Source organism: Acinetobacter sp. C13 (assembly GCF_016809775.1).
Lineage (GTDB): Bacteria > Pseudomonadota > Gammaproteobacteria > Pseudomonadales > Moraxellaceae > Acinetobacter > Acinetobacter pittii.
The window spans coordinates 201,065-213,243 of record NZ_JAFBJL010000003.1 but is presented as its reverse complement, the minus strand read 5'-3'; the positions used below and the strand labels follow the sequence as shown (position 1 = coordinate 213,243).

Below are 12,179 nucleotides of genomic sequence, written 5' to 3'. Positions count from 1 at the left end.
ATTTACAATTAATTCAGTCTAACTAAAATTAACCAGACTATTTAAAAAACTTCTATATTAATTACATCTAAATTTCAATTTATAATTTCACTATTTATGGGTGGAATATCATCAACCACTAATGTTATAACCACTTTTTTTCTAATTTCGAAATAACCTTTAAAAATATAACCTTTATTAAAATATGGGGGCAAATCAGTCATCAAACACAAATAAGCGGTTGAAAATTCAAGATTTAAATCTAATATCTCAAACAAATTAAAATCCATAAATAATTTTAATTTAGGATAAATAGCTTTAAATAAACTTTCTTTTAATGAAAAAGCTAATGTGAGTTTAATATTAAATGGGAGTTTAATGCTACACATATTTTTTAGCTCACTTTCATTGATTATATAATTACTAAGTTTTATGCAATCATCTTCATTAATTATTCTTTCAATATCAATACCAATTAATAAACTAGTTAAGCAATCTTTGGCGCAAACAACTATTGTCTGTTGATAGGTATGTGACAATGATCCTACTATACTCACAGGCCAAATTGGAGCTCTTTCTAATGTGTTTTTTAAATGAAAATTCTCAAACCCAAAATTCTTAAGTGCTATACTTGTAGCATACCTACTTGCCAGATATTCAGCTTGACGCTTTTTAGCTGACTCTTCCATATTGGAAGGCAATTTAATACTATAATAATCAAAAAGTGATAAATTAAAATATAGCTCATCAAAATGTATCTTAATAAAATGTAAAGAAGGAAATCTCTTCATTGAAAACTGATGTATCTCTTTAATAAAATAATTTTCTTTTTTAAAAATTAGAGTAGAAGTAGAAAACATAATATCCAACACATACACTTTACATTAAACAAATAGACTTCATGATAAAAAATATATAAATATTAATAAAAAGAAGCCTATTTACATCAAGAAAATCAGCAATCAATTTTTTTTAACAATGTTAAATGAGTAATAAAAAAACCCTCTGCACTTTTCAAGCCAAACCCAAGCATTCTATCAAAACCAACATGGGAAATCCAAATTACAGAAAGACTTAACAATAGCAAATTTGAATGAAATAAAATACCCAAGATAATAGGGAGAATAAAATTATGCGTTAAATTATAAGTAAAAGCTCCAATTTTTTTATTAAAAAAATATCCTAGCATACCGACATCAGGAATAAAAAATGTAATAAAAAATATTTTCCAGCTTAAATTAAAATAATAATAAATCAATATAGCTGCTAGAAATACTAAAAAATTTTCAATTCGTATAATATAGTGATGATATGAATTCATGGTATAAACCTCGCAATTAATTAATATAATTTTCTACTGTTTTAGACAACGTTGTTAAAAAATTTTCTGATTGATTTCTAATAAAAAAATGATCACCCATATGAAATGATGTTGTAAAACGACTTTGGGTATGAATATGCCAAGCTTGCTGCAAATCTAGTGTAATTAGCGGATCTTGTTCATTACAAAAAACATGAATTGGGCACTCAAGAGGAACATCAACAGGCTGATGACTCTCGCATAATGCTAAATCATCCCGTAATAAAGAGATTGCATAGTTAACCCACTCTGGATGACTCAATAAAGATTGGTCAATAGCGCCAAATGACTGTATAAATTCTAATAATTTTTTATCATCAAGATTCTTTGCCGAAGGAAAAGGGTATGATAAATGTGGTGCTCGTTGGCCACTTACTAGTAGTATCTCTGGCCGCAATTGTTTTTTTTCAGCATATAAGGCAAGTTGATGCGCGAACCATGCCCCCATACTATGCCCATAAATTGCAAATTTATTATTTTCTAATACTGAGTCAAGTGATTCATTTAATTTTTTAGATAAAGTTAGAAAATCAGTTTCGCGTGGTTCATTATATCTATTCTCACGTCCAGGATAAGTAATAGGATAAATAGTAATATCATCAGAAAGATACTTTTTCCATTTTGAAAAAAGGGCACTTGTACCACCAGCATAAGTAAAGCAAATTAAAATGAGAGATTTATTTTTCATTTGATTTGAATTTTCCTTTTAACTCAATTTATCTTAGATAATCATTAGACTCTTATTTTGGAAACTAGGAATCATATTTAAAAGATATTTTATTTTTCAATTTAATCCATAACATTTTCATCCCTAATAAATTACTTAAGATAATATTCTGTTTTCTTTTTGAAGGATAACTCGATAAAATAGAAGATAATGCCCAAAGTGAAACTAGCCCTATATTGTTAGGTGAACCATGTACATCAGCAATTTCTAGAACTTCCAAATGGGGAGCCATGCTTCGTAATATCGGGATTTCTCGTTTAGAAATTATTTCGTCAAAGCTACTTTGTAAGTAATGAATGGGAATATTGAGTAAAGAAACTTTTTGTGAAACTAAACCAAATGCTTGCATTTGTATATCTAATTGCTCAATTGAATGCTGCATGATATGAGCAAGAGTTTTCTGAGTTACTAAGGGAATTTTTGATTTATCAAAATTAGAAAAGAAATCCTCTACTGGAGCACCAATAGTTGTAATTCCAATAATCCGGGGATCATTAAGTGCATTTATGATTGCTAAATGACCACTAAAACTAAGAGCCATTAAATGTGTTTCTTCAATCTTAGCTCTGCCAGATAATGCATTAATGATTGTCGAAAATAATGTGCATGGACCCGCTTGATATACCTGTTTGTTTTCACCAACACCAGGCATCTCAGTTATAGCAATCGCAAGTTCAAGCTTTGCTGATAAATGCATAAAGCGCTGCCATTGCTCTTTGATTGAAATAATTCCACCACATACTATGAGCAAAGGCCAACCTCGATCCAAACCTGTTGCATAAGCTTTGTATTCGCCATTCATAAGATTAAGCGTTTCAAATTCAATAGAGCTTGCTTTCATGGCTAATTTAAAATTTTTGATGCATGCCTCATGTGCATCTTGCTGTACTGCCGTTTCAATAAATGGAAATCGCGCGAGATTATAAAGTTTACATGCTTCCGCCCATTTACCTCTTTCTTCCATTAACTGGGCATGATTAGACCATACTTGAGACCAATTATCAGGAAGACCATTATCTATAGTTGATATTGATTTCAATATCTTTTTGATCTTTCTAGGATTAAGTTGCTGTGCAGAGCTATGTAGATTGACAAAGTTCTTGAGTTCATTTAAGTAATGCATAATATTTATTTCATAAGTAAAGATTATTTTGAATTTGTCTTTTATAAGCAATTCGATTGCTAATTCTCTTCTGAATGAAAGTAAAATTATTTATTAATCTATAACTTGTTCTGCGAATTAATTGATGTACTGGGCTATTAGCACATAATAACTTTTCTTGTCTTAGCTGAAGATTAAGAACAAAATCAATTTCTTTTTGTCTATTTTTTTGAAAATTAGAAAAATCTATATTTTCAATATTTTGCATTTTACTTGCTGTTATTAGTATTGGGGCAAGTTCCATAGCATCTTGAATACTCAAATTAACACCTTGGCCTAAAAGAGGAGTAACTGTATGAGCAGCATCACCGATTAATAAAATACCATCTTTAAACCACTTTTTTACTTGTATAGTAAAAATATCAAGTAAATGAACATCTTGCCAAGATGAAATATATTCTCTAGCAGAAAATCCAATTTGCATATCAATACTCTCAATTAAATTATAAAATGCACTGATATCTTTTTTGCGTAAATTATTATAACTTCCTTTTGAAATATTTACTCCAGCACGGTAATAATGAGGAAAAGTTGGTAATAGAATTAAATGTTTAGAACCGTCAACAATAATTCTAGCTGTGTTATTTTTTTGTTTATCTGGAATAGGGATTTTAAACCAAAGAACATCTCTCTCTGTATTCTTTTTAACAAAATCGAGCCCACTTAATTTTCGAATTTTACTATACCTACCATCTGCACCAATTACTAATTTAGCTTCAATACTATTAGTTTCTGCTTGATCCTTCGTACGATATTTAACGCCAGATACACGCTGATTATCCCAAATCAAATCCGTGCAAGTTGCTCCACGTAAAATAGTACAATTTTCAAATTTTCTTAATCGGCTAAGTAAAGCATTTAATAATACAGGCTGTGGAATGTCCATAACATATTTATATTTATATGGAGCATTCGTATAATTTATATTTAATAATTTTTTTCCAAATTCAGTTACTTCAAGTGCATGTGTTTCAAGATATCCATGCTCTGTTAACTCATCTAATATTTCCAGCTCATCAAAAATGCTTACAGTATCTGGTTGCATCGACTCACCGCGGAATGAACGATTATAACTTGTCGAGCTTTCCAATATAGATAATTTTACACCAGCTTTGGCAAGTTGTAATGCTAAAACAAGGCCTGCTGGACCAGCCCCAATGATACAAATATCAGTTTTCATAATATGATCCCAACGTCATTATTAATAATATGATTTCAAATTCTAAAAAAATTATTTTCTAAATATTTCTTTAACTCAGATAAAATCTCAGCTGAAATAGCACCATCTAATACACGATGGTCAAAAACTAAAACTATATTAGTTATTGGCTTGATTTTTATCTGACCTTCTTTAACTATAGGTTTATCTATAATATCTGAAAGCCCTAAAGAAATAGTGGAACCTGAAAGCGGAATAAACCGAGAAACATCTCGGCCACCTAAAGATGTAATTGTGAATGAGCCTTGTACCTTACTTTTAAGATTGGCATTTTTCATAGTATAGTTAAATAATAATCGCCCGAAAGGTAATGGTATTTTTTGCAAAATACGGATTGGCTTAAACTCAGAGCAAGATTTAAAATCATGAGACTTAAAATAATTGACCCTTTCTTGGATCTGTTCTAAAGAAATATGATTTGAATTAAGAATCACAGCAGAAGTAACAATTCTTCTACCTTCTAGAGTTTTGTCTAAGGTAAATTTTGCATTAATGTTTTTCAATTGAATGATATTCGGGAGAAAATTACCAATAATCATGCTATTAGCATCAGGAAATTTTTCTAAAACATCTGAAAAAGCTTTAATGAAGTAGGAGATATAGCTAATTTTATTCGCGCTCATTTGACGATGTTGTAAGATACTTGACATATCAACTTCGGTCTCAAGCACTACAGGTCGATTACTCCATGCATAATCTGCAAAAAGTAAAGTATGCTTTCTTTGCCATGGAAATAAATTTTTAAATATCATTGAATATGAACCTTCTGACATAGTTCATAAATATGTCTTAAAGTATAAGCCTGTAAATAATCTGCAATAGAAATTTGGGAACTTAATTTCTTTTCAAGTAAACTCATTAACCGAATTGCATTAATGGAATCCCATTGATCAATATCAACTAAAGCAATATCTAAGTCCTTCTCTGTAACTTGAATACCCATATTTAAATTAACAAAATTTAAAAAATCAGTAATGTTCATTTTCAATTTCCATAAGTAGCATTTATTTGAATATGTTTTGGCAAGGGTAGAATAGATTTTAATATATGAATATATTCTTTTCCTTCATCGTTATCAGATATACAGTCAAACCCATGAAATGCATAAATATCTGAGGCTTTTTGATTCTTTAATGTAGGTATAAACTTAGCTCTAACCTCTTTAAAATGTTGTGCTTTAGCCCAAGTAAGTAAATGACTTAAAGCAGCATCTTCAATTTGTCTAGAAAAAACACGACAGCTAAGAATAAAATTATTAATCCAAAGTGTTTTTCCCTCTATACGATAAAATATACAACCAATTTGACCATAATCACCAAAACGATCATGACTCTGTAAGCTGATAATATTATTTTCTCGCTCTGACAAATATGACTCAACATCGCTTTCGCTTAATCTTTTTGTCGTCATATTAAATTGGTTTGTACGCAAAGTTAATTGAGAAACTCTTGAAATATCTTGTTGCATAGGCACAAAAAGTTTAAGTTCTATTTTTAACTGATTTAAAAAATCATCGATATTATTACTTTCTCTTTCAACATTTTTTCTTTTTGCTTCTACTTTATAAAGCTCACTTCGTTTAAAATCTTCCTGACTAAGTTCTAACTGACAAAAATTATTATTATTTAATAACGAAGATACATATTCACTAGGATCATATCCAGGATTAATTACAACTATATTAGGAAATTTTTGTTTAACTTCTTCTCGCTCAAAATTAGAATCATCTACAAATACAAAACTATCAATACCAAGATTTAATGTTTCACTAATATTTTTAATTGCTAAACTTTTAGGATCCCAATTTGCAAAAATTACTGAAAAATCATCTAAACTTAAATTCATATCTTTTCGAGATCGAAAAACTTCTTTGACATTAGCCAATTCATTTTTGCTGCTAATAGCTAATAAAACTCCTTGTTTCGAAAGATAGTTAACTACTTTTTGAAAATAGAGATATGCTTCACCAACAGGATGTCCAGAAAGTTGAATACCATCAATTCCATCGTCACCTAAAATTCCTCCCCAAATTGTATTATCTAAATCTAGGACTAAACATTTTTTTGCTAAACCACACTGAGCACGAATAATTCCGACTAATTCATTAGAGATTTGATCAAGTAAATCTGTACTCATATATGCTTTTGTATAAAATGCCAAACGAGGATCATGTAATTCGATACCAGAATTTAATAAATGAGATGTTTCAATAGTAAATACATGATTATATTGTTCTGATAATGCATTAATATCAGCATTGAACTGATGCCAGATTTTACATATTTTCGCTCTACTCTTGTAATCAATACATTGCTTCAAATTATTTAAACTAAGTGGAATTGTAGTGAAAACCAGCAGTCCAGAATTATGCCGATTATAATATTCAGCAAATATAGCTAACTGTGATAATTTATTTTGAATAATGGAATCTAATTGTTCAATATTCCAGTTTTCATTCAGCTCATCAAAAATTATATGTTCATCAAATATACATAATGTTAAATTTGGATTAGATTGATAAAGTAAGCTCTCATTATTTAAAAGTTCATAGTAATATTGATTATAATCAGATAAATAAAAATTTGGATAAACGCCTTCAGCCAACAATCTACAACGTAATAAATTAGCAATAGAATGATATGTAAAATTACTAACTATTGCTAAATTAAAACTTCTCGAAGATGTATGATCAATATATATTTTCTGGTCTAATTTACGACATAATATACCAGCTTGAGCTCTATCATCTGTAGTATTTAATTTAGATAACAGATATTTTAATTGATTTAAATTACTAGCTGGAAAATCATTATTATATAGCTTTGAAATTAAATGCAAACTAGAAAGTGAAGAGTTACTCATTTTAATTACCCTCTTTACACTTAATAAACATACTACCACTTAACCAACGTGAAGATTCAACAGTGATTGCTATAGCACTTTCATTTGGCTTTATTTTTCCAATTAATCCACTTAATTGAAAAATAAGCAATGCATTACCATTATTACCAGTTTCTTTTACACAATTTATTGTTTTTTCATAGTCAACATTTATATCAGCTATGATTTTATCAGTCATTTTTCCTGATAATTGTGGAAATAAAAACCAATCTATCTGATCAATATTTTTCTTAGTATTTTCTAATATATATAAAAGTTCTTCTTTCGTAATATTAGGAACATTATTTTCAATTGATTTATAATCTTCCATCAACATTTCTTTTGAATTTTCTTTAATCCCATTCCAGTTTACAATTTGACCAGAATCATATTTTTTATTTAAAATTTTATAATTAACACTCTCTACTTCTAGAACATTATTATTTCTCTCTGAACTTAAAATTAATGCACCAGCACCATCCCCAAAAAGTGCATAATTAATAATCTCAGATGGTTTAGTTTCATTATAATTTTTAATTGGATCTATAAACTTATTACAAGTATCGGCCCCTATAATTAAACCATATTTATATTTTTCTTGACTTAATAATTCATGGGCAAGATATATTGCTTGAATAGCACCTGAGCATCCTGATTGGAGTTGAAAAGTAGGAATTCCAAGTAAACCAAGATCAAATGCAATTTCATTAACAGTAGCAGGCATTAATTTATCTGGTGTTGCTGTTGCCATAATAATAAAATCAATTTGTTCAATATTTATTTTTGCATTATTAATAGCATCAATAGCAGCACTATATGAAATATCTTTAAGACTCATCATTTCTTCACCACTATTTAAATCTGTAGCAAAGTATCGACTATTATTTTTTAAATATAATGAAACCCAATCAGAATTTATACCAAATTTTTGAGATAACATGGAATTCGTAACAGGTAAACCTGGAAGACTGAGCCCTAACCCTTGAATATATGTAGACATTTCTATCCTTCAATTTTATTTAAGTTTAATTTTTGAAAATGCTTAATTACATCAGATACTGTATTTAAATATAAAGTATCCATAAAGTTAATTTTATTTTCAGCAGGTAATTCTTTATTAAGTTTTTCAATAAGTTCAATTACGATTATTGAATCCAACCCTAAATCATTGATCAATTTTGATTCTAGTTTAATTTGCTTAGAATCTAGACCTAATACATTTGCTATTGATTTTATAACTATTTCATCACTAGAATTAAAAAAGATTTCATTTTTTAATTCTTTATGGTTAACATCATCCAACCAATAACAAGTATTTTTAAACTTATAAAATGGAAACTCAACACTCCTATTTACTTCCTTATTTTGAGTAATTTCCGTACGACTACTTAAATACTTCAGTTCATTAGAATCTGGATTTTCTATAAACATCTTAAGTTTATATTCCAATTCTTTTAATGTTGATGCTAAAAGCTTTATTTTTACTTTTTGGTGGTTTTTTACACTACAACATAAACTAGATAAGGCACTTACATCATATTCAGGATGACTTTTTATAAATTCCACTAGCCCATATGCTTGCTCAATTAATAATTCTGTATTTGGTGCAGAAAATTCAAACAAATGATTTAAATCATTATTCATTTCCATAAAATTCAGTTTATCTGTATCTTTTAAAATAAAATGTGCATTAGTTCCTCCAAGTCCAAAACTACTAATACCCATATAAATATTTTCTTTTGATAGGAAAATTTCTCTATCAGATAAATTGATATTCTTACATTTTTCTAAAATAGGATTTGGTTGATTTGAATATAAGCTTTTTGGAATATAATTATAATATAACATCAAGGCTAATTTAATAATCCCTGCAATTCCTGAAGCTGCCTCAGTATGCCCAATCAAACCTTTAACAGCACCAATTGAGCATGGCTCAGATAGAGATTGGGGCTTAATGACATTATCCAAAGCTAGTAATTCTATTCGATCACCTAGTTCAGTACCTGTACCATGACATTCAATATATGATATATCTTGAGATGAAAGTTTTGTTTTTCTTAAAGTTTCAGTTAATAGCTCTTGTTGGGAGAATCGATTTGGAGAAGTAATCCCATTGCTCAACCCATTATGATTAATTACCCCCCCCACAATTTCAGCATAATTAGCAATCTGTATATTTTTTCGACATAAAACAATCACTCCTACACCTTCGCTACGGATAATACCATCACTATGATTACTAAATGGCCGGCATAATCCTGATGCCGAAGCAATACCCGAACATTGATAAAATTGTGCTAACGTGCTTGAGGCAATAACATTGACTCCCCCAACAATTGCATAATCACACTCATTTTGCTGTAAAGATTGAATGGCGAGATTAAGAGCAACCAATGAAGAAGAACAAGCTGTATCAATAGTTAAACTTGGACCCTTAAAATCAAATAAATATGAAATCCGGTTCGCTAGTAATGCTAAGCCATTACCTGTAATCATTTGACTATTAAGTGTTTCAGTATCTACTGAACGCTCAAACCAATCATTTGCCATAGCTCCAATAAACACACCAGTTTTGGAACCACGTAATGTTTCTGGAGCAATACCTGCATTTTCAATAGCATGCCAAGTATTTTGCAATAGTAATCTTTGCTGCGGATCCATGAGTTTTGCTTCACGCTTAGAAACTCCAAAAAACTCTGCATCAAATTGATCAACATTTTCAATATATCCAGCTCGCATATGATTTCTATTTGAATCTATTGGACTTGGACTAAAAGGTTGAATACTGATTTTATTATTTTTTATAACCTCCCAATATTCTTCTAGATTTCTAGCACCAGGAAATTGACAAGCCATTCCTCTAATAACAATATTTTCCACTTCATGTCTCCATTCAAAATTTATAAAAAAATTTATTTTTAGTTAATTTCTGAAAGGATATAACTAGCCATAAGTGATATTGTTGGGTAATCCCAAGCGAATGTAGGGTCAATTTCTATTTTCAACCATTCTTCTAATTCAGCACATAAACTCAAAGCATGTATAGAATCAACACCATAGTTTGCAAGCGGTTGATTTACATCAAAATGATCAACAGGAATTTGTGATAAATTAGCAAGTCTTTCAATAATAAAATTTGTAATCTGTTCAATAGTCATATTCATAAGAAGCCTCTATAGCAATTTAGTTCGTAGTATTAAAATCATCTAAATATTGAAGAAGATATTGTTCAATAGATGCAGAAGGTAAATATTCAGTTTGATTTAATTGAGAATATATAAAGTCAAGACTTGTAATTAAATAAATAGAATCTTTAAAAAATTTTGATTTTTGATCAAAACTCCAGCGCCCTATAGTTGCTATAGCACATTGAACCCACATATATTTTTCAAGAGCATCAAACGAGGAAATATCCTGCGGATTAAAATCAGATTGAATAATAGATTCACTAGTTATTTGGAGATATTCTAAATACCCAAGGATAATTTTCTTATTTTCAATAGTAAAATTTTCTGAAACTTCTAATCGGGAAATTAAATTAATCCAATAAGGTATACTTTGAAAAAGAGTATCCGAACCATCAGTAAATAAACGGAGTTTTTGAATATCAAATACAGGTAATTGATCTTGTATAAAAATTGCTGGTATTATTTCTTCTAAATCATGAGTAGTTGGTTTAAGCTTTCTTACAATAAATGGCATTTGAGCTATTAAAGCTGACTGGCAAGTAAAACTACTTGAATGCCCTAAACTTACGATTGGATAGTCGCGTAGTATTTTTTCAAAGAGTACTGCTTCACCTTCACGGATATAATATCGAGAACCCAAGATTAAAGCTAAATGCTTAAGAACTTCTCTCATCCGCAATGGAATTTGAGCCTTTGCTAAAGAAGCAAGTACACACATTTGTTTAGGTAAAATATGTAGAGCTCCAAGAACAGCATAATTTAAGTTATCTGCAATTGAAAATTCTAACCAAGCTTTACTCAATAGATTCTGAATATTAGGAATTTTTAATATTTCTTTGTTATACAGAATACGCTCATGACAATATTTATTAGTAATTTTCAATGCAGTTTCAATTACACCTAAACTTACACCAGGCAAGACAGCACGCGTAATTTGGAATGCTGTCAAACCATAATTAAAAGCATGACCTAATTTTCCCAATAAAGTATTATCAGATATAAAACATTGATGAAATTCAATCCCCCCAATTTGACATGTTTTTGCACCTTGTGTCGTATATCTTTCTATAAATTCGTAATTATTTTCATCCAACTGGGAAAGGTCAATAAAAAATAATGAATGGGATTTAGCACCTTTATTTTGTAAAATGTCAGAGGTTCTTGCTTGCAATACAATCCCTCCTGCACGAGAAATATTATTAATAACTTCTTTTTTACCAGTTAATAAATACCCATCCTCAACTTTTTCTGCATATAGCTCATTACTTGTAAAATCATTTCCATGATTAAGCTCATGATAAGAAATAGAAATTTTTTTTCCTTCAGAAAGGAGTTTATTACATTGTTTTTTTTGTTCAACGGAACCAGCAACCCATATATTTGTAACTGCCATAAATGTAGTAAGTATATAACCGAGTCCAAAACCTAAATCTTTTTGACTGATTTTACGTAAAATCTCTACCAAGTCTGGCATTGAATAATTAATTTGATTATCTTCATTAATGGTTAAAATTGATGTTAGTTTCAAGGCATCTAATTGCTTCTCCGCATTAATATTTAGAACACAAGCTTCATCTGTAGCTAAAATATTATTTATTGAGAAACTAGGATGCTTAGCTTGCAGTTGATTTAAACTATTTAATATTTGTAAAGTATTCATTTCA

General features: G+C 29.4%; 12 protein-coding genes. All 12 read right to left on the bottom strand.

Annotated elements, in window-relative coordinates; translation table 11 throughout:
• Positions 1-74 precede the first annotated feature (74 nt).
• Positions 75-839, bottom strand: coding sequence for a 4'-phosphopantetheinyl transferase family protein (locus JGE69_RS10765; RefSeq protein WP_199113409.1), 765 nt, complete (start codon positions 837-839; stop codon positions 75-77).
• A 95-nt stretch (positions 840-934) separates the two neighbouring features.
• Complete coding sequence (locus JGE69_RS10760) at positions 935-1,300, bottom strand: DUF4260 domain-containing protein (RefSeq protein WP_199113407.1); 366 nt, start codon at positions 1,298-1,300, stop codon at positions 935-937.
• Between the two features lie 16 nt (positions 1,301-1,316).
• Positions 1,317-2,027, bottom strand: coding sequence for a thioesterase II family protein (locus JGE69_RS10755; protein WP_199113405.1), 711 nt, complete (start codon positions 2,025-2,027; stop codon positions 1,317-1,319).
• A gap of 64 nt (positions 2,028-2,091) precedes the next feature.
• A complete protein-coding gene (locus JGE69_RS10750; protein ID WP_199113403.1) occupies positions 2,092-3,189 on the bottom strand; it encodes an alpha/beta hydrolase in 1,098 nt (365 codons plus the stop codon).
• 10 nt (positions 3,190-3,199) lie between these two features.
• Entirely contained in the window at positions 3,200-4,408 is a 1,209-nt protein-coding gene (locus JGE69_RS10745; protein ID WP_199113401.1) for an FAD-dependent monooxygenase, read from the bottom strand.
• Between the two features lie 35 nt (positions 4,409-4,443).
• Positions 4,444-5,199, bottom strand: a complete 756-nt coding sequence (locus JGE69_RS10740; protein WP_199113399.1) for a 2-oxo acid dehydrogenase subunit E2 — start codon at positions 5,197-5,199, stop codon at positions 4,444-4,446.
• The gene (locus JGE69_RS10735; protein WP_199113397.1) at positions 5,196-5,429 is read right to left on the bottom strand and encodes a phosphopantetheine-binding protein; all 234 of its coding nucleotides are present in this window, start codon (positions 5,427-5,429) and stop codon (positions 5,196-5,198) included. Before JGE69_RS10735 ends, JGE69_RS10740 begins: the two co-directional genes overlap by 4 nt.
• 2 nt (positions 5,430-5,431) lie before the next feature.
• A complete protein-coding gene (locus JGE69_RS10730; RefSeq protein ID WP_199113395.1) occupies positions 5,432-7,309 on the bottom strand; it encodes an HAD-IIIC family phosphatase in 1,878 nt (625 codons plus the stop codon).
• A gap of 1 nt (position 7,310) precedes the next feature.
• On the bottom strand, positions 7,311-8,327 hold the full coding sequence (locus JGE69_RS10725) for a 3-oxoacyl-ACP synthase III family protein (RefSeq protein ID WP_199113393.1): 1,017 nt from the start codon (positions 8,325-8,327) through the stop codon (positions 7,311-7,313).
• 2 nt (positions 8,328-8,329) lie between these two features.
• Positions 8,330-10,207, bottom strand: a complete 1,878-nt coding sequence (locus tag JGE69_RS18160) for a beta-ketoacyl synthase N-terminal-like domain-containing protein (protein ID WP_199113391.1) — start codon at positions 10,205-10,207, stop codon at positions 8,330-8,332.
• A gap of 38 nt (positions 10,208-10,245) precedes the next feature.
• A complete protein-coding gene (locus JGE69_RS10715) occupies positions 10,246-10,491 on the bottom strand; it encodes an acyl carrier protein (protein ID WP_199113389.1) in 246 nt (81 codons plus the stop codon).
• A gap of 19 nt (positions 10,492-10,510) precedes the next feature.
• Complete coding sequence (locus JGE69_RS10710; protein WP_199113387.1) at positions 10,511-12,175, bottom strand: acyl-CoA dehydrogenase; 1,665 nt, start codon at positions 12,173-12,175, stop codon at positions 10,511-10,513.
• Between the last annotated feature and the right edge of the window lie 4 nt (positions 12,176-12,179).

Excerpts from the sequence above, each read along its gene's own strand:
- JGE69_RS10765 (WP_199113409.1), bottom strand. The coding sequence starts at position 839 with ATGTTTTCTACTTCTACTCTAATTTTTAAAAAAGAAAATTATTTTATT.
- JGE69_RS10760 (WP_199113407.1), bottom strand. The coding sequence starts at position 1,300 with ATGAATTCATATCATCACTATATTATACGAATTGAAAATTTTTTAGTA.
- JGE69_RS10755 (WP_199113405.1), bottom strand. The coding sequence starts at position 2,027 with ATGAAAAATAAATCTCTCATTTTAATTTGCTTTACTTATGCTGGTGGT.
- JGE69_RS10750 (WP_199113403.1), bottom strand. The coding sequence starts at position 3,189 with ATGCATTACTTAAATGAACTCAAGAACTTTGTCAATCTACATAGCTCT.
- JGE69_RS10745 (WP_199113401.1), bottom strand. The coding sequence starts at position 4,408 with ATGAAAACTGATATTTGTATCATTGGGGCTGGTCCAGCAGGCCTTGTT.
- JGE69_RS10740 (WP_199113399.1), bottom strand. The coding sequence starts at position 5,199 with ATGATATTTAAAAATTTATTTCCATGGCAAAGAAAGCATACTTTACTT.
- JGE69_RS10735 (WP_199113397.1), bottom strand. The coding sequence starts at position 5,429 with ATGAACATTACTGATTTTTTAAATTTTGTTAATTTAAATATGGGTATT.
- JGE69_RS10730 (WP_199113395.1), bottom strand. The coding sequence starts at position 7,309 with ATGAGTAACTCTTCACTTTCTAGTTTGCATTTAATTTCAAAGCTATAT.
- JGE69_RS10725 (WP_199113393.1), bottom strand. The coding sequence starts at position 8,327 with ATGTCTACATATATTCAAGGGTTAGGGCTCAGTCTTCCAGGTTTACCT.
- JGE69_RS10715 (WP_199113389.1), bottom strand. The coding sequence starts at position 10,491 with ATGAATATGACTATTGAACAGATTACAAATTTTATTATTGAAAGACTT.
- JGE69_RS10710 (WP_199113387.1), bottom strand. The coding sequence starts at position 12,175 with ATGAATACTTTACAAATATTAAATAGTTTAAATCAACTGCAAGCTAAG.